Raw genomic sequence first — 16,714 nt, forward strand, 5'->3', positions numbered from 1 at the left:
ACTTCACTCAATGGACACAACCGCTCACGGCAAGGCTATCCAGCCGACGGCCCGGACCCAACTGCAATCTCACTGAGTAATGCCGGAATCACGGTCAGATCCGGCAACGCGTACGATGGCTCGCCGTCGGCGGCCACGCCGGTCCCGGCAGCGAGCGCCCGGGACGCCTCCCGGCTGCCCGCCCACGAGTCGATCAGATCATCTCCAGGGCGCGCCCGACCGCACCGGTCATGATCGGCCGCGCGGGGCAGCGCCTGCCCGCGGCTATCGACGACGCCGCGGGCGAGGGCCGCAAGAACACGGCAGCGGCGGCGCCGTCACGGGTGACGGCTGGCGGCGCGGTAACTCAGGCTCTCCACCGGAAGAGGGAACGTCTGGTCGTCACCGAACGGGGACGGAGCCGCGGCACGGTCGGAGAGGAGCTCCGAGACCTCCATGTGCCCCTTCATGTCCACGCCGCGCAGCCCCGGCTGCTCGTTCGCCGGCGTCGAGGTCCCAGCCGTCTTGGCCTTCGCCACTTTCGGTCCTCCTCAGATCGAGGTCCGGCCACGCCCGGACCCACCACCATCGTCCCATGAACGTTAGCGTTGAAGACGATGGCCACCACATTCGCTGATCAACTCCGGTCGCTGCCCGACGAGGCGCTGGGCGCGCTCATACAGCTGCGTCCCGACCTCGTCGTCCCGGTTCCCGCTGACATCTCGGCCCTCGCCGTTCGCGCGCAGTCCCGGAACTCGGTCGCCCGCTGCCTGGACGGCCTCGACGAGTTCACCCTCGCCATCCTCGACGCGGCCCGCCTCAGCCGGGCCGCCGACACGGCTCTGACCTCGGTCGACGCCATCCTGGAACTGGCCGCCGGCGTGCCGGAGGACGACGTCCGGCTCGCGGTCGACCGGCTCCGGGTGCGGTTCCTGCTGCACGGCCCACCCGAGGGACTCCAGGTCGTCGGCGCCGTCGACGAGGTCACCTCCCCCTACCCGGCAGGGCTCGGCCGGCCCGCCGACTTCCTCGACCCCCGCGCCGCGGTGCTCTGCGCCGACCGGGCCCGGCTGCGCCGCACCGTCCTGGCCGCCCCACCGGGCGCCCGCGCGGTCCTCGACCGGCTCGCCGCCGGTCCCCCGATCGGGGCGCTCACCCGCGAATCCGTCGCCGAACCCGTGCGCTGGCTGGTCGAACAGCACGTGCTGGTGCCCGTCTCGGAAACCGGCCGGACCCCCCATCCCGACGGTGACCTGGTCGAACTACCTCGTGAAGTGGGCATGCTGCTGCGCCGGGACACCGGCCCGCTCGGGATGCTGCGCCCCCTCCCGCCGATCCCGGACGGCCCGGCCCGCGACCCGAAAGCCGCCGACTCGGCCGGGGCCGGCCAGACCATGGAGGCGGTCCGGGCCACCGAGGCGCTCCTGGAGTCCCTCGCCGCCGAGCCGGCCGCTGTCCTGCGCACCGGAGGCCTCGGCGTCCGCGATCTGAAACGCCTGGCCAAGGCCGCCGGCATCGAGGAGGCCGGCGCGGCACTGCTCGTCGAGACGGCGTACGCGGCCGGCCTGCTCGGCGAGTCGGAGAGCGGCCAGTCCCCGTCCCAGGACGTCTTCCTGCCCACCGTGGCGTACGACCTGTGGCGCGCCACCGGCATCGCCCACCGCTGGGCCACCCTCGCCCGCGCCTGGCTCGCCATGACCCGGCAGCCCGGCCTGGTCGGCCGCCGCGACGAGCGGGACCGCCCGATCAACGCCCTCGCCCCGGACGCCGAACGGGCCGGAGCCCCGCTGGCCCGCCGGGAGGTCCTGACCGCCCTCGCCGACCTCACCGCCGGTTCGGCGCCGCCGGTCGACGACCTGCTGACCCTGCTGGCCTGGCAGGCGCCACGGCGGGCCCGCGGCCGGGAGAACGTGCACCGGGACGCGCTCACCGGGGCGGCCCTGCTCGGGGTGACCGGGCTGGGGGCGCTCACGTCGTACGCCCGCCTGCTGGCGACCGCTCCCGAAGCGGACGGCAGCGACCCGCTGGGGGTGCACCCGGAGGATGCGCACGCCGACGCGGTCCGGGCGCTGGACCGGCTGCTGCCCGCGCCGGTCGACCACATCCTGGTGCAGGCCGACCTGAGCGTGGTCGTCCCCGGCCCGCCCGAACCCGAGCTGGCCGGCGAACTGGATGTGCTGGCCGAGCCGGAGTCAGCCGGCGGGGCGAGCGTCTTCCGGGTCACCCCGGCCAGCATCCGGCGGGCGCTCGACGTCGGCTATCAGGCCGCTGACCTGCACGAACTATTCCGGCGGCGGTCGCGGACAGCGGTGCCGCAGACCCTGACCTACCTGATCGACGACGCCGCCCGGCGGCACGGCGGGTTGCGCAGCGGGTCGGCCGGCTCCTACCTGCGCAGCGACGACGAGGCGCTGCTCGCCGAGGTGGTCGCGGACAAGCGGCTCAGCACGCTGGACATGCGCAGAATCGCGCCGACCGTGCTGGTGAGCCCGCGCCCGGTGGCCCGCCTGCTGGGCGCGCTGCGTGAGGCCGGCTATGCGCCGGTCGCCGAGGACGCCGGCGGCACCACGGTCCTGACCAGGCCGAAAGCGCGGCGAGCGCCGACCCGGACCCCGCGGATCGCCGAGCCCTCCGGCCCGGTGCTGACCGGCCCGCGGCTGGCCGGCGTGGTCGAACAACTGCGGCGCGGTGACCTCGCGACCCGCGCCGCCCGGCGTGCGCCCGTCACCGTGCGTGCCGCGCAGGGCCAGGCGGTCCCCGGCCTCACCGCGGTGCAGCAGCACACCCAGGCCATGGCGGTGCTCCAGCAGGCCGTCCGCGACAAGGTCCGCGTCTGGGTGGGTTATGTCGACTCACACGGCGCGACGCTGTCGCGGCTGGTCCGGCCGGTCTCGCTGAGCGCCGGTTACCTGCGGGCCGAGGACGAGCGTGGCGAGAGCCTGCACACCTTCGCCCTGCACCGCATCACCGCCGCCGTGACGGAGGACTAGCCCCACGAACATTGACTTGTGACTAGCTGCTTGGTGACAGTAGTCTCCAAGCAGCTAGTCACCAGCTCGTTCATGGGGAGGGCAGCACCATCACACCAACTGCCAACCAGTTCGACGTGGCGTCGAAACGCATCGTCAACACCAGTCCGGCCCGGTTCGGCAAGGTGTTCGGTATCGCCGTACCGAAGCAGGTCCGTCCCGGCGCCACCGAACTCAACCTCGCCGAGATCCACGCGGACCGACGCAACGCCGACCTGGTCCTGACCGGCGGCGACCGGGTCGTTCATCTGGAATTCCAGCACCGTGCCGATCCAGCGATGGCGGACCGGATGTTGATCTATCGCAGCCTGCTGCGGGTCGAGCCTGCCTGCGCCGGCAAAGAGATTCAGCAACACGTCATCGTTCTCGGCAAAGGCACGAGCCCGAGCCAGATCGACGAATCACCTGACCTGGTTTTCACCTTCGAGACGCACTACGCCCGGGACGTCGATCCAGCCGAAGCACTCGCGGACCCGCTAACGGCACCGTGGGCCATACTCGCTGCGGCACGGAGCGACGCTGAGCGGATCGCCCGACTTGAGGAGATCCTGCGAGCCGTGACATCCGCCGAATCAGAGTCCCTCGTCCGAGATCTGACCATGACCACACTGACTTTTGCCGCCATCACGATGAAGCGCGAAGATATTGAGAGAGTCCTGAGGGAGGCCGGCATGCCCGCTGACATGATTCGTGACACCGAGTTCGCGCAGGAACTCATCGACGAAGGCCGCGTTGAGGGCCTCGCCGAAGGCCGTGCTGAGGGACGACTTTTCAGCACCCGGAGCAATGTCGTCAGGCTTCTACGGCACCGAGGCGTCGATGAGGGGCGAACTGACGCGATCGCCGCGGCACTCATCGAGCAGGACATCGACACCGCGGCTGAGCGGGCCGCTTTCGACGATCTGACCGAGCTCACGAGCCTCGGCGAGTAACGGACTGATGGCAGGCGGTGGGTGGTGCACCCCCGATCACCGGCACCACCCACGCCCTCACCGCCTACATACACGCTGGATAGCCACAAGAAGTTGCATGCGACTTCGTTAACGCGTTCCCGACGCGCTGCGCCTGTGTCGTGTGTCACACCCCGACGACGCGAAGAGTCACCCGTAAAGACCGACGCGAAAACGGCCGCGAAAGGTTGTACGCGAAATCCGTGGCACACTTGAGGGTCGTCTTTTGGCTCTTCGGAAGGTGTACGGGTGAGCAGCGGACCACTGATCGTGCAGTCGGACAAAACCCTGCTCCTGGAGGTGGATCATCCGGACGCTCAGGCCTGCCGGATGGCGATCGCGCCGTTCGCGGAGCTGGAGCGGTCGCCGGAGCACGTGCACACCTATCGGCTGACCCCACTGGGCCTGTGGAACTCCCGGGCCGCCGGCCACGACGCGGAAAGCGTCGTCGACTCGCTGATCAAGTTCTCCCGCTATCCGGTTCCGCACGCGCTGCTGGTCGACGTCGCCGAGACGATGGACCGATACGGCCGTTTGCAGCTGCTCAACGACCCGGTGCACGGCCTGGTCCTGCGCGGCCTCGACAAGATCGTGCTGATCGAGGTGGCCAAGTCGAAAAAGCTGGCCGGCATGCTCGGCGCCCGGATCGACGACGAGACGATCGCGGTGCACGGCTCGGAGCGCGGCCGCCTCAAGCAGGCGCTGCTCAAGCTGGGCTGGCCGGCCGAGGACCTGGCGGGTTATGTCGACGGCGAGGCCCACGAGATCGAGCTGGCGCAGGACGGGTGGACGCTCCGGTCGTACCAGCAAGAGGCCGTCGACGGTTTCTGGGCCGGCGGTTCCGGTGTCGTCGTGCTGCCCTGTGGCGCCGGTAAGACGCTGGTCGGCGCGGCGGCGATGGCCACGGCCAAGGCGACCACGCTGATCCTGGTGACGAACACGGTCGCCGGCCGGCAGTGGAAACGGGAACTGATCGCGCGCACGTCGCTCACCGAGGAGGAGATCGGCGAGTACAGCGGCGAGCGCAAGGAGATCCGCCCGGTCACCATCGCGACATACCAGGTGCTCACCGCCCGTCGCGGTGGCGCTTTCACCCATCTCGACCTGTTCGGCGCCCGCGACTGGGGCCTGGTCATCTATGACGAGGTGCACCTGTTGCCGGCCCCGATCTTCCGGTTCACCGCCGACCTGCAGGCCCGCCGCCGGCTCGGCCTCACCGCGACGCTGGTCCGCGAGGACGGCCGGGAGGGCGACGTCTTCTCGCTGATCGGCCCGAAACGCTACGACGCCCCGTGGAAGGACATCGAGTCGCAGGGCTGGATCGCCCCGGCCGAGTGCGTCGAGGTGCGGGTCACTCTGACCGAGACGGAGCGCATGTCGTATGCGGTGACCGAAGCCGAGGAGCGTTACCGGGTGGCGGCCTCCGCCCGTACCAAACTGCCGGTGGTGAAGGCCTTGGTCGACAAGCACCCGACGGAGCAGGTGCTGGTGATCGGCGGCTTCCTGGACCAGTTGCACGAGTTGGGCGAGTTCCTGGACGCCCCGATCGTGCAGGGTTCGACGACGAACAAGGAGCGGGAGCGGCTGTTCGACGCCTTCCGTGACGGTTCGCTGCGCACGCTGGTGTTGTCGAAGGTCGGCAACTTCTCCATCGACCTGCCCGAGGCGGCGGTGGCGATCCAGGTGTCCGGCACGTTCGGCTCGCGGCAGGAGGAGGCGCAGCGCCTGGGCCGGGTGCTGCGGCCGAAGGGCGACGGCCGGCAGGCGCACTTCTACACGGTCGTCTCCCGCGACACGATCGACACCGAGTACGCGGCTCACCGTCAGCGTTTCCTCGCCGAGCAGGGCTACGCCTACAAGATCATCGACGCGGACGACGTCCTCGGCCCGCAGCTCCCCAAGATCGACTGAGTGACATACTCCCGTGCGTGAATGTGACGGGGTCGCACCAGTTCGGTTATCGGGAGATCCGGCGGGTCAGCATGGAGGCGCTCGGCAAGAAGCGTTACGGCATGTGGATCCTTGGAGCCCTGCTCCTGCTCTGCACCGCGCTGAAGCCTGAAGGGGCCGGTCTGCTGCCCTGGTTCGCCGTTTTCATGCTGGCGTTCCCCGATCTCATCGCGTACGTCACCTGGCATCCCCAGCGGCAGATCAACGCCCACCCTGTCCACTACGAACTCGACGACGCCGAGATCCGGATCCGGACGATCAGCAGCGAGGTCAAGCTGGCCTGGGCGGGGTTGACCTGGATCCGGCCGTACAAGCGCATGTGGCTGATCCGGCACGGCGCCGCCCAGACGGTGATCCCCCGGGCCGCTTTCAGCCCGGAGGACCTGGTCACCCTGGACGCCTTCTTCGCCGCCCGCGGCATCCAGGCCGCCGCCTAGCGTCCGCCGACCCGGTTACGGCGACGGCAGCCGGCCGGGTCGGAGGCGGGTGGGCAGGCCCGCCAGCATCAGGCCGAGGAGGGCACCGACGGTGTTGTGGACCACGTCGACGGCGTCGCCGCCTCGGCCGATGAAGGCCTGCCACAACTCGATCGTGAAGGTCAGGGCGGCAAGCAGGCCGAGGATCGCGGCGGGCCGCCGCCAGAGCAACCCGGCCAGCAGGCCGAGCGGCAGGAACAGGCCGATGTTGGCGATCTTCTCGCGGCTTCCGGCGAATTCCCCGACGAGGTACGCCGGATCGCCGAAGCCGTCCAGATAGGACGGAATCAGCACCGGTGACGGCCGCCAGGAGACGGTGATGGCCGTCGCCGACAGGACCGCGCCGAGCGTGAAAACGAAGAGCGCGCCGAGCCGGGGCCGGTCGGGGCGCGCCCGGCGGCCCAGCGGCCAGGCCAGGCCCGCGCTGATCGCCAGAATCGTCATCAGCGCCGGCTGGCTGATGACGGCCAGCACCATGTCGAGAGTGAGCATGCCGCCTAACAGAGTTTCTTGCGGGCGGCGGAGACGGTCAGCACGAGTGGCTTCCCTCCGTCGAGAATGACTGCGGGCGCAGAGTACGCCCCGCGATCAAGGGTTCGGCCTACCCGACGGTTCCCCATTGGATGGACAGGCGGGTCGCGGCGCGCTCGGCGCGGATCTCCATCAGGTCGCCGAGGATCACGGCGCGGTCCACGACCACCGGCCGGTCGTCCATCGCGAAGGTGGTGCGTTCGCTGATGAAGACCGCCTCGCCGGCCGGCCGTCGCAGGTGGCCGGCGATCGGGTCGGTGAGCAGCCCCGGAACGATCCGCTCCGAGGCGCGCACGATCGTGACCCCGGCCTCGGCCAGAGCCGTGTAGAGCGAGATCCTCCGGAAGTCCTCGCCGAGCACGCGGGAGCCGTACGGCTCCGGGACCCACGAGGTCTGATGGATCACCGGACGGCCGCCGAGCAGCCGCAACCGCTCCAGCCGCAGCGACGGCTCTCCGGTGCCCGGGTCGGCGTCCACCGTCGCGGCGATCACCTGGGTGGTCACGTCGTGGCCCTGTTCGCGCAGGTCCTCGACGAAGCTGCGCAGCGTGTCGACCCGGTAGGCGGCCTGCACCGGCGCGATGTAGGTGCCCCGCCCGGGCTGCTGAACGATCAGCCCGTCGTCCCGCAGTTCCTGGAGGGCCTGGCGCAGCGTCATCAGCGTGACCCCGTACTGAGCGCTGAGGTCGCGCTGCGCCGGCAGCGTGTCACCGGGCCGGTAGACCCCGTCCCGGATCTTCTCGGCCAGATCGGCGGCGATACGCCGGTACGCGGGAACCCTGCCACTCACGGCACACAGTCTGTCCCATCAGCGAACAGAGGCGTCGAGTGCCGTCCGGAACCCGGCCAGGACAGCGCCGAGTTCTTCCGGTGTGCCGCCGTCGAGGATCCGCCGCATCAGGGCGGCCCCGATCACCACCCCGTCCGCGGATTCCGCGGCGGTGACGGCGTCCTCATGGGTGGCGATGCCGAAGGCGAGCAGGACCGGCCGGTCGGTGAGCCGCCGCAGGTCGCCGGCGAGGCGGCCGCCCGACGCGGCGAACCGTGCGCCGGTCGTGCCCATCACCGAGACCGCGTAGACGAAGCCCCGTGACGCCCGGGCGATCTCGGCGAGCCGGTCCGGCGGTGTGGTCGGCGCGGCCAGCAGGGTCAGCTCGACGCCGGCCGCCTCAGCCGAGGCTGCCAGTGGAAGCGCCTCATCGACCGGCACGTCCGGCACGATCAGCCCACGGATCCCGGCGGCGGCCAGATCGCCGCAGAACGACGGGCTGTGGGCGACCAGGTTGTAGTAGGTCATCGCGATCAGTGGGACGTCGATCTCGGCCCTGGCCACCTCGTCGAGCAGGCCGCGGACGGTCACGCCGCGCCGCAGTGCCCGGTCCGAGGCCTCCTGGATGGTGGGCCCGTCCAGGATCGGATCGGAGAACGGCAGGCCGATCTCGATGGCGTCGGCGCCGTTGCGGGCGTACTCCTGCAGGTAGCTGATCCAGTCCGGCCGGATGCCGCCGGTCAGGTAGGGCACCAGCAACGACCGGCCACCGGTCCGGCCGTAACGCAGACGGTCCTCGACGATCGAGCTCATGACGCCGCCATCAGGGTCGCGACGTCCTTGTCGCCCCGCCCGGAGAGCGTCACCAGCACCGTCGACCAGGGTGGGAGCTCACCCGACTCGGCGGCGCGGATCACCCAGGCGATGGCGTGCGCCGACTCCAGCGCCGGCAGGATCCCTTCGGTACGCGCCAGCCGCCGCACAGCCGGGATGACCTCGGCGTCGCCGACCGTGACGTACCGGGCCCGGCCGGTGTCGTTGAGGTGTGCGTGTTCCGGCCCGACGCCGGGATAATCCAGTCCGGGCGCGATCGAGTGGGCCTCGGCGACCTGCCCGTTCTCGTCCTGAACCAGGTAGGACCGGAATCCGTGCAGCACTCCGACCTGCCCGAACGCGATCGCCGCGCCGCCCTCGGCCTCGACACCGATGAGCTGCGCCCCGGTGTCGGCGAATCCGGCGAACGTGCCGGCCGCGTTCGAGCCGCCGCCGACGCAGGCGACCACGTAATCGGGGATGCCGGTGGTCAGTTCGGCCGCGCACTGCCGGCGGGCCTCGTCGCCGATGACCCGCTGGAACTCCCGGACCATCCACGGGTACGGGTGCGGCCCCATCACCGAGCCGAGGCAGTAGTGGGCCTCGTCGACGCAGGTCACCCACTGCCGCATGGCCTCGCTGGTGGCGTCCTTGAGGGTGCGGGTGCCGCCGGTCACCGGGATCACCTCGGCACCGAGCATCCTCATCCGGTAGACGTTGAGCGCCTGCCGCTCCATGTCGACCTCGCCCATGAAGACCGTCGCCGACAGGCCGAGCAAGGCCGCGGCGGTGGCGGTGGCGACGCCGTGCGATCCGGCGCCGGTCTCGGCGAGCAGCCGGGTCTTGCCCATCCGCCGGGCGAGCAGGGCCTGCCCCAGCACATTGTTGATCTTGTGGGAGCCGGTGTGCGCCAGGTCTTCGCGCTTGAGCAGCACGTTGACGCCGAGTTCGGCGGAGAGCCGCCAGGCCGGGGTGAGCGCGGTGGGCCGCCCGGCGTGCACGGCCAGCAGCCGGTCGAGATCGCGGCGGAACCGCGGGTCGGCCCAGGCGTCCCGGAACGCCTCCTCCACCGCGGCGCAGGCCGGGATCAGTGACTCGGGCACGTAGCGGCCGCCGTGGTCGCCGAATCTGCCGGGCGAGCCGGGGTCGCTCATGACACTGGCGGCCGGCGCCGGGAGCGCGATCTCGGTCATGACACCTCCACTGTTCTAGAACTGAGTTCTAGAACAGTTATACACAGTGTGATGCCGAAAGGGAACCGGCCTCGGCTCCGACGTCAAAGAGGGACCGCGGGGCCGCGGTCGAGGATGCCGGCGAGCAGGTCACCATGCCGCTCCACCCGCTCCAGCGTCTCGCTCGCACCGCACTGCCACGACGGCATCTCGCCGGTGGCCATGGCGATGACCTCGTCCCAGGTCAGCGGCGTGGAAGCGGTCGGCGACGAACCGGCCCGCAACGAGTACGGCGTGACCGTCGTCTTGGCCGCGTTGTTCTGGCTCCAGTCGATGAAGATCTTCCCGGGCCGCAGTTGCCGGGCCATCCTCGCGGTGATCGAGCCGGGCACCATCTTCGCCAGTTCCTCGGCGACCTTCTTCGCATAGGACGAGACGACCTCCGACGACTGCGCCCCCGAGATCGGGCAGCACAGCTGCATGCCCTTCTTGCCCGACGTCTTGGGATAGGCGGAGATGCCGTCGGCGGCCAGCCGGTCGCGCATCAGGACCGCCACCGCGCAGCACTCCTTCAACGCCGCGGGCGCTCCCGGGTCAAGGTCGACGACCAGCAGGTCCGGGTGGGCGCCGATCCGCCACTGCGGCGTGTGCAGCTCGATCGCCGCGAGGTTCGCCAGCCAGACGAGAGTGGCCAGCTCGTCGACGACCACGAAGTCGATGGTCTCCCGGCTCTTCGTGGACCCCGGCACCGGCAGCGTCTCCAGGCGCACCCACGACGGCGTACCCCCGGGCTTGTTCTTCTCGAAGAAGTGCGCCTCGCCGACCCCGTTGGGATAGCGGATCCGGGTGACCGCCCTGTCTCGCAGGTGCGGCAGCAGCACCGGCGCGACACGCGTGTAGTAGTCGATCACCTCGCCCTTGGTGAACCCGGCCGAGGGGTACATGACCTTGTCCAGGTTCGAGAGTTCGAGGTCACGGCCCTCGATGGACACCGGGAAACGGTCACGAGGCATCGTCGGCACACTCCGAAGCCGGCTTGTCGTCACGCAGCCGGAGGAACCGGGGGAAACGCAGGCGGCGGTCGGGCGTCTGGTTGCCGTACCGGATCTCGGCCACGAGTTCAGGTCGTACCCAGTGGGCTCCGCGGGAATCCTCGCGTGGCACCGCGCCGGGAGCGAACGGCGAGTCGGCGGAAGCGAGCGGCGCCAGCCGCGAGAGCAGGTCGCGCTCGGCGGCGGCGCCGATGCCGCCGCCGACCCGGCCTCGGAAGGCCAGGCCGTCCGGAGTCGGCACGCCGATCAGGAGGCCGCCGAGTTTGCGGGCGCCGGGCCGCCAGCCGCCGATGACGTAGTCGCCGGTGCGGTCGAACTTGACCTTGATCCAGTCGGCCGAGCGGAGCCCGGGCAGGTAGACCGAGTCGGAGCGTTTGGCCATGACGCCTTCGAGGTGGTTCTCCCGGGCCGCGGCCTCGGTGGCCGCCCCGTCACCGAACGACGGCGGCACCATCCAGCGCGACCCGGCCAGATCGAGTTCCTCCAGGCGCTCGCGACGCGCGAGGTACGGCAGCCCGGTGTAGTCCATGCCGTCGAGAAAGAGCAGGTCGAAGATCAGGTAGGTGACCGGCAGGGTGACCGCCAGTTTCGCGGCCCGCTGCTTGTCGCGGACGTGCATCCGCTCGGCGAGCGCGGTGAACGACGGCCGCCCGGCCGCGTCGAAGACCACCATCTCGCCGTCGAGCAGCGTCCCTTCGGGCAGGTGCAGGTCGGCGATCTCCGGGTAGGCGGCGGTGACCACCGCACCGGAGCGCGCGTAGAGGGCGGGCGGGCCGCCGTCGAAGAGAGCCAGTACTCGGACGCCGTCCCACTTGAACTCGTAGCTCCAGTCCGGGCCCACCGGCAGCCGGCCCGCGGTCGCGAGCATCGGAGTCAGCGGTGATCCGGACACCCGATCACCATAGGCAAAAGCATTCACCTTACGCAGGCGTCCCAGTGATGCCATTCTGAGAACATGCGAGCGATCTGGAAGGGCGCTGTCTCATTCGGTCTGGTGTCGATCGCCGTCAAGCTCTATTCGGCGACCGAGGAGAAGGACATCCGCTTCCACCAGGTGCATCGCACCGACGGTGGCCGGATCAAGTACCAGCGCACATGCTCGGTCGACGGCGAGGTGGTCAGCTTCGACGACATCGCCAAGGGCTATGACGTCGGCGGCGGAGAAATGGTGATCTTGACCGATGAGGATTTCGCCGAACTGCCCCTGAGCACATCCCGAGCCATTGATGTGCTGGAATTCGTCCCATCCGAGCAGATCGACCCCATTCTCTTCGCCAAGGCCTACTATCTGGAGCCCGAGGGTCAGGCCGCGAAGCCCTACGTGCTGCTGCGCGACGCCCTGCGCGACGCCGACCGGGTGGCCATCGTCAAGATCGCGATTCGGCAGCGCGAACAGCTCGCCACCCTCCGGGTCCGCGACGACGTGCTGGTCCTCAACACCATGATGTGGCCCGACGAGGTGCGCACGCCCGAGTTCGGCTTCCTCGACGACGACATCGAGACCCGGCCCGCCGAACTCGCGATGGCCAGCTCCCTGATCGACTCGATGGCTGGCAGCTTCAAGCCCGAGGAGTTCACCGACAACTACCGGGCCGCGCTGCAGGAGGTCATCGACGCCAAGGTCGAGGGACGCGAGGTGGTCCAGCCGGAAGAGGCCGAAGAGGCTCCGGCGGCGGCCATCGACTTGATGGCGGCGCTCAAGGCCTCCGTCGAACGCGCGAAGAAGGCGCGAGGCGAAAACCCTTCCGAGGGTACGGACACCGCGCCCCCACCAGCGAAAAAGGCATCCACGGCTCCCCGCGCGAGCGCGAAGAGGACGAGTCCCGCCGCCCCGGCCAAGAAGGCGGCATCCGCTTCCAAGAAGACGACCGCCGCTTCGAAGGCGGCATCCGCGAGGAAGACCACGCCCGCCGCGAAGGCCGCCAAGAAGTCGGCATGATTAGGCTTCTCCCATGGGTGACGCATGCGAGGTGTCCCGATGGCGCTGACATGGGACGAGTCCTACCTGGGTCGGGTTCGGGCCAGCGTCGGCGACACCGACACGATCTTCTTCGTCGGCGCCCGCACGGTGGTCCTCGACGAGCAGGGCCGGCTGCTGCTCATCCAGCGGTCCGACAATCACCGCTGGGCGATCCCGGCCGGCGCCATGGAGCTCGGCGAGAGCATGGTGGACTGCGCCGTCCGTGAGTTGTGGGAGGAGACCGGCCTGAGGGCCACCTCCCTGACGCCCTACGCGTTCTACACCGCCTACACCTACACGAACGAGTACCGGCACACGTACCAGCAGGTGCTGATGTCCTTCGTGGTGCACTCGTGGGAAGGCGAGCTGCTCCGGCAGACCGACGAGAGCGTGGACGCCGGCTTCTTCCCGCTGGACGCGCTGCCCGGCGACCAGAAGTCGTTCATCGTCGACGAGGCGCTGGCCGACCTCGCCACGTTTCGCGAAACCGGCGTCCTCGTCATGAAGTAAGGGTGTCCTAAATCGCGGTGCGGTCCCCCCGCCCGCTGGGGCAGGATGGCCCTTCGTGACCACGAAGCGCAGGCTTGGCCTGGATCTGTCCCCGTTACGCACCTCCCGGGACTTCCGGCTCGTCTTCATCGGCGGCGTGGTGACCGCGTTCGGGTCGTTCATCAGTTACGTCACCATCCCGTACCAGGTGGCGAAGCTGACCAACGACCCACTGATGGTGGGCCTGATCGGCGTCTGCGAACTGCTCCCGCTGCTGATCATGTCGTTCGTCGGTGGCGCGCTCGCCGACTACATCGACCGGCGGCTGCTGGTCCGCGGCAGTGAGCTCGCGCTCGCCCTGATCTGCGGCATCCTGCTGATCAACTCGCTCTCCAAGGAGCCGCATCTGTGGCTGCTCTATGTGGCCGCGTTCCTGACCGCCGGCGTGGCCGGGCTGCAACGCCCCGCCCTGGAGGCGATGATCCCGCGGCTGGTGAAACCGGAGCAGTTGCCGGCCACCATGGCCGTCCAGTCGCTCGGCATGCAGTTCGCCCAGCTCTTCGGCATGCCGCTGGCCGGGATCCTGCTGGCCAGCTTCGACCTGGCCTGGGTGTACGCGTTCGACCTGCTCACCTTCGTCGTCTCGCTGATTTGCCTGACCCTGGTCAAGGCCGTCCCGCCGCCGGTCGCCGCCGACCGCCCGTCGGTCAAGAGCGTGGTCACCGGCCTGAAGTACGCGAAGTCCCGCCCCGAACTGCTCGGCACCTACCTGGTCGACATCAACGCGATGTTCTTCGGCATGCCGTCCGCGCTGTACCCGTTCCTGGCGAACGACCTCGGCGGGCCGAGGGTGCTCGGCCTGCTCTACGCCGCGCCCGCCGTCGGATCCCTGATCGCCACGATCGGTTCCGGCTGGACCGCACGGGTGCACCGGCACGGCCTGATGGTGCTGATAGCCGCGGCGCTGTGGGGTGTCGGCATCGTCGGCGTGGGCCTGTCGGACACCCTCTGGCTGACCCTGTTCTGCCTGGCCTTCGCCGGCGCGGCGGACATGGTCTCCGGCCTGTTCCGCATGATCATCTGGAACCAGACCATCCCCGATCACCTGCGCGGCCGCCTGGCCGGCATCGAGATGCTCTCCTACACCACCGGTCCGCTGCTCGGGCAGCTCCGGGCGGGCGCGATGGCCCGGACCGGCCTCGGCGTCCCCGGCGCCATCTGGGTCGGCGGCGTCCTCTGTGTGGCCGGCAGCCTGGCCCTGGCCGCGGCTCTGCCCAAGTTCGTCCGGTACAACGGCAAGGACGGCATGGCCCTCAAGAAGGCCGCCGACGACGAGTGGGCGGCCACCGCCGCCGAGCGATCCCACTCCGGCTCCGGCTCCGGCTCCACCGATCGGTGACCTGGGAAAACCGTGGCGCAGCGGTCCGGAACGCTGCGCCACGGCGCTTTCTCGGCGTACGCGAGAAGGCTCTTGATCTTCAGACCGGCTCAGGCCGGCTGTTTCGCGGCGACCTGGTCGAGCAGGGCGTCGCAGAAGGCGGGAAGGTCGTCCGGCTTGCGGCTGGTGATCAGACCGCCGTCGACGTAGACCTGCTCGTCGACCCAGGTCGCGCCCGCGTTGACGAGGTCCGTGCGAAGGCTCGGCCAACTGGTGAGCGTGCGGCCGTCGACGACGCCCGCCTCGACCAGCGTCCAGGGGCCGTGGCAGATGGCCGCGACCGGCTTGCCCGCGGTCACGAAGTCGCGGACGAACCGGACCGCGTCGGCATCCGCGCGCAGGAAGTCCGGGTTGGCGACGCCGCCGGGCAGAACCAGCGCGTCGTACTCGCCGGCGTCCGTTTCGCTCACGATCTTCTCGACGCGGTAGGTGCCGGCCTTGTCCAGGTGATTCAGCGCCTGAATCTCGCCGCTCTCCAGGGAGATGAGTTCCGCCTGGCCACCGGCGTCCTCCACGGCCTTACGGGGTTCGGTGTACTCGATCTCCTCCACGCCGTCCGCCGCCAGGAAAGCCACGCGCTTTCCCTTGATCGATGCGGTCATGGTCGTTGCTCCTTCCGGCTGCCGGGGTGTCCGTCCGTGATTCCGGTTCCCGGCGACGGCACGGGCAAACGGCTCAGCCGTCACGGCTCCCGGCGGCGCGAGCCAACGGGTTCTGTAGTCACGGCTACGGCCCCAGTGGTTGCGGCTTCCGGCGGCGTGAGCCAACGGTTTCAGTAGTTGCGGCTTCCGGCGGCGCGGGCCACGCGTTCATAGTTGCGGCTTCCGGCGGCGGCTCGGGCGAATGCTGGAGGGCGGCCGTTGGCGATCTCGCCGCCGAACCAGGCGCCGAAGCCGGCCAGCGCCAGGGCCAGGAACTCGACGACGAAAAGGCCACCGCCGATGGCCCGCTCGCCGGCCTGGACCCGCAGCATCGCGATGACCGCGAAGATCACCAGCACGCCCACGTTGATCAGGCCGCGGAGCACGCCGAGCCGGCGGTCCGGCAGGCGGCGCGCGAGCATCACGTCGACGGCGCCGGCCACTGCGGCCAGTGCCCCGCCGCAGAGACCGGCCACGATGTTCCAGTAGGCGAGGGCACCGAAGATGCTAGGGCCACCCAGCAAATCGGCCATGTCGAACATTACGGCCATCGCAAAGAGCCCGAGCGGGAACATCACCAGAATGGGCTGCACCGCCTGACCGGCGACGCTCAATCGGCTTTCCACTTGGTATCGCCTTCCCACCTGCGGAAATACAGGTTGTTGTCGGCTTCCGCGCTTGGCCTACCCGGTCCCCTCCGGGGACAAACACCACGACGGCGACCGATGGACGACCACACCGAAAGTCGCACAGCTTGTACGCAATCTGCAACATGGCAGATTGAGTGGTGGCGAGTTGCCGGGTGGCGTGCTTCACTTCTTGTAGAGCATCAAGGGCGGAGTTGGAGGGAGAGACACGCAACGGCACCCGGCGGCAAACGGGTGCCGTTGTCTGCCTCTGAGCCTTCGTTCGCTGCGACTCGAGCGAGGCGGGGACGGTTCTCTCAGATCAACGGCGGCGCCGCTCCTTCCCTCCTCGCAAGAAACCGCGAGAGGAGTTCGCCATGCGCCCACGGATCTACTATCGCGGCCCGGACGCCCTGGTGTCCGATGATCGGTTCGTCTGGCACGCCACCCACACATCGCTGGCCTTCGCCATCACCGAGCTCCGCAATGTCGGCCTGGTGCAGGCGCCGGCCCGGGTCCGCCCCCATGCTCCCGCATTCGCCGTGGCGGCCCTCGCGCTGGCGGCCGCCGGCTGGATCCTGCTGCCCGATCCGGCGATCTACGTTCTCGCCTTCCTCGGCCTCGCCGCATCCGGCCTGGCCCTGGCATGGCGCGAGCCGGGCCGCTGGGAACTGCACGCGCAGTACCGCGGAACCGCCGTGGTGCTCTATTCCTCAGCCGACGACCGCGTCTTCAATCAGGTCAGCCGGGCCCTGCGACGCGCCATGGAGGATCGCCGGCGCACCTCTCGGGGGTTCGGGTTGGCAGCGGCCTGACCTGCACTTTCGTGAACATCTATC

At 69.7% G+C, this 16,714-nt stretch carries 17 protein-coding genes; 8 read left to right on the forward strand and 9 right to left on the reverse strand.

The window, feature by feature from the left end; translation table 11 throughout:
* Positions 1–317: 317 nt before the first annotated feature.
* On the reverse strand, positions 318–518 hold the full coding sequence (locus QLQ12_RS18195) for a hypothetical protein (RefSeq protein ID WP_282761369.1): 201 nt from the start codon (positions 516–518) through the stop codon (positions 318–320).
* Between the two features lie 78 nt (positions 519–596).
* Here QLQ12_RS18195 and QLQ12_RS18200 point away from each other — a divergent pair, with 78 nt between their 5' ends.
* The 4 genes from QLQ12_RS18200 (at position 597) to QLQ12_RS18215 (ending at position 6,345) form a co-directional block, all read left to right on the forward strand.
* Positions 597–2,969 (forward strand): helicase-associated domain-containing protein, encoded by a 2,373-nt coding sequence (locus QLQ12_RS18200; RefSeq protein WP_282761370.1) that lies wholly within the window; start codon positions 597–599, stop codon positions 2,967–2,969.
* A 116-nt stretch (positions 2,970–3,085) separates the two neighbouring features.
* On the forward strand, positions 3,086–3,940 hold the full coding sequence (locus tag QLQ12_RS18205) for an RpnC/YadD family protein (protein ID WP_282761371.1): 855 nt from the start codon (positions 3,086–3,088) through the stop codon (positions 3,938–3,940).
* A 267-nt stretch (positions 3,941–4,207) separates the two neighbouring features.
* Positions 4,208–5,869 carry a DNA repair helicase XPB gene (locus tag QLQ12_RS18210; RefSeq protein WP_282761372.1) on the forward strand — a complete coding sequence of 554 codons (1,662 nt, stop codon included), beginning with the start codon at positions 4,208–4,210 and terminating at the stop codon, positions 5,867–5,869.
* 17 nt (positions 5,870–5,886) lie between these two features.
* Positions 5,887–6,345 carry a YcxB family protein gene (locus tag QLQ12_RS18215; RefSeq protein ID WP_282761374.1) on the forward strand — a complete coding sequence of 153 codons (459 nt, stop codon included), beginning with the start codon at positions 5,887–5,889 and terminating at the stop codon, positions 6,343–6,345.
* A 15-nt stretch (positions 6,346–6,360) separates the two neighbouring features.
* On the opposite strand, the gene QLQ12_RS18220 is transcribed toward QLQ12_RS18215, so the two are convergent.
* The 6 genes from QLQ12_RS18220 to ligD (QLQ12_RS18245) all read right to left on the reverse strand — a co-directional run bounded on the left by QLQ12_RS18220 (position 6,361) and on the right by ligD (QLQ12_RS18245) (position 11,613).
* Entirely contained in the window at positions 6,361–6,876 is a 516-nt protein-coding gene (locus QLQ12_RS18220; protein ID WP_282761376.1) for a VanZ family protein, read from the reverse strand.
* 109 nt (positions 6,877–6,985) lie between these two features.
* Complete coding sequence (locus QLQ12_RS18225) at positions 6,986–7,705, reverse strand: GntR family transcriptional regulator (RefSeq protein ID WP_282761377.1); 720 nt, start codon at positions 7,703–7,705, stop codon at positions 6,986–6,988.
* An 18-nt stretch (positions 7,706–7,723) separates the two neighbouring features.
* Positions 7,724–8,497: a tryptophan synthase subunit alpha gene (trpA, locus tag QLQ12_RS18230; protein ID WP_282761379.1), complete on the reverse strand. Its 774-nt coding sequence runs from the start codon at positions 8,495–8,497 to the stop codon at positions 7,724–7,726.
* Positions 8,494–9,690, reverse strand: coding sequence for a tryptophan synthase subunit beta (gene trpB, locus QLQ12_RS18235; RefSeq protein ID WP_282761380.1), 1,197 nt, complete (start codon positions 9,688–9,690; stop codon positions 8,494–8,496). The genes trpA and trpB overlap by 4 nt, the downstream gene beginning before the upstream one ends.
* Before the next feature lie 83 nt (positions 9,691–9,773).
* Entirely contained in the window at positions 9,774–10,682 is a 909-nt protein-coding gene (ligD, locus tag QLQ12_RS18240; protein WP_282761382.1) for a non-homologous end-joining DNA ligase, read from the reverse strand.
* Positions 10,672–11,613 carry a non-homologous end-joining DNA ligase gene (gene ligD, locus QLQ12_RS18245; protein ID WP_407651496.1) on the reverse strand — a complete coding sequence of 314 codons (942 nt, stop codon included), beginning with the start codon at positions 11,611–11,613 and terminating at the stop codon, positions 10,672–10,674. The genes ligD (QLQ12_RS18240) and ligD (QLQ12_RS18245) overlap by 11 nt, the downstream gene beginning before the upstream one ends.
* Before the next feature lie 63 nt (positions 11,614–11,676).
* On the opposite strand from ligD (QLQ12_RS18245), the gene ku reads away from it, so the two are divergent.
* From ku to QLQ12_RS18260, 3 genes are read left to right on the forward strand one after another with little or no spacing between them, the layout of a single operon-like run.
* Entirely contained in the window at positions 11,677–12,660 is a 984-nt protein-coding gene (gene ku / locus QLQ12_RS18250; protein ID WP_282761384.1) for a non-homologous end joining protein Ku, read from the forward strand.
* A 39-nt stretch (positions 12,661–12,699) separates the two neighbouring features.
* Complete coding sequence (locus QLQ12_RS18255) at positions 12,700–13,191, forward strand: NUDIX domain-containing protein (RefSeq protein WP_282761385.1); 492 nt, start codon at positions 12,700–12,702, stop codon at positions 13,189–13,191.
* A 55-nt stretch (positions 13,192–13,246) separates the two neighbouring features.
* Positions 13,247–14,569 carry an MFS transporter gene (locus QLQ12_RS18260; protein ID WP_282761387.1) on the forward strand — a complete coding sequence of 441 codons (1,323 nt, stop codon included), beginning with the start codon at positions 13,247–13,249 and terminating at the stop codon, positions 14,567–14,569.
* An 89-nt stretch (positions 14,570–14,658) separates the two neighbouring features.
* Here QLQ12_RS18260 and QLQ12_RS18265 read toward each other — a convergent pair whose 3' ends face one another.
* Entirely contained in the window at positions 14,659–15,210 is a 552-nt protein-coding gene (locus tag QLQ12_RS18265) for a type 1 glutamine amidotransferase domain-containing protein (protein WP_282761389.1), read from the reverse strand.
* 170 nt (positions 15,211–15,380) lie between these two features.
* A complete protein-coding gene (locus QLQ12_RS18270) occupies positions 15,381–15,893 on the reverse strand; it encodes a DUF2231 domain-containing protein (RefSeq protein WP_328518288.1) in 513 nt (170 codons plus the stop codon).
* A gap of 359 nt (positions 15,894–16,252) precedes the next feature.
* Between QLQ12_RS18270 and QLQ12_RS18275 the strand changes: the two genes are divergently transcribed.
* Positions 16,253–16,690 carry a DUF6232 family protein gene (locus tag QLQ12_RS18275; RefSeq protein ID WP_282761392.1) on the forward strand — a complete coding sequence of 146 codons (438 nt, stop codon included), beginning with the start codon at positions 16,253–16,255 and terminating at the stop codon, positions 16,688–16,690.
* Positions 16,691–16,714 lie beyond the last annotated feature (24 nt).

The sequence above is a fragment of the Actinoplanes sandaracinus genome (assembly GCF_030009775.1).
Classification (GTDB): domain Bacteria; phylum Actinomycetota; class Actinomycetes; order Mycobacteriales; family Micromonosporaceae; genus Actinoplanes; species Actinoplanes sandaracinus.

Excerpts from the sequence above, each read along its gene's own strand:
- QLQ12_RS18200 (WP_282761370.1), top strand. The coding sequence starts at position 597 with ATGGCCACCACATTCGCTGATCAACTCCGGTCGCTGCCCGACGAGGCG.
- QLQ12_RS18220 (WP_282761376.1), bottom strand. The coding sequence starts at position 6,876 with ATGCTCACTCTCGACATGGTGCTGGCCGTCATCAGCCAGCCGGCGCTG.
- trpA (WP_282761379.1), bottom strand. The coding sequence starts at position 8,497 with ATGAGCTCGATCGTCGAGGACCGTCTGCGTTACGGCCGGACCGGTGGC.
- trpB (WP_282761380.1), bottom strand. The coding sequence starts at position 9,690 with ATGACCGAGATCGCGCTCCCGGCGCCGGCCGCCAGTGTCATGAGCGAC.
- ligD (WP_282761382.1), bottom strand. The coding sequence starts at position 10,682 with ATGCCTCGTGACCGTTTCCCGGTGTCCATCGAGGGCCGTGACCTCGAA.
- ku (WP_282761384.1), top strand. The coding sequence starts at position 11,677 with ATGCGAGCGATCTGGAAGGGCGCTGTCTCATTCGGTCTGGTGTCGATC.
- QLQ12_RS18255 (WP_282761385.1), top strand. The coding sequence starts at position 12,700 with ATGGCGCTGACATGGGACGAGTCCTACCTGGGTCGGGTTCGGGCCAGC.
- QLQ12_RS18265 (WP_282761389.1), bottom strand. The coding sequence starts at position 15,210 with ATGACCGCATCGATCAAGGGAAAGCGCGTGGCTTTCCTGGCGGCGGAC.
- QLQ12_RS18275 (WP_282761392.1), top strand. The coding sequence starts at position 16,253 with ATGCGCCCACGGATCTACTATCGCGGCCCGGACGCCCTGGTGTCCGAT.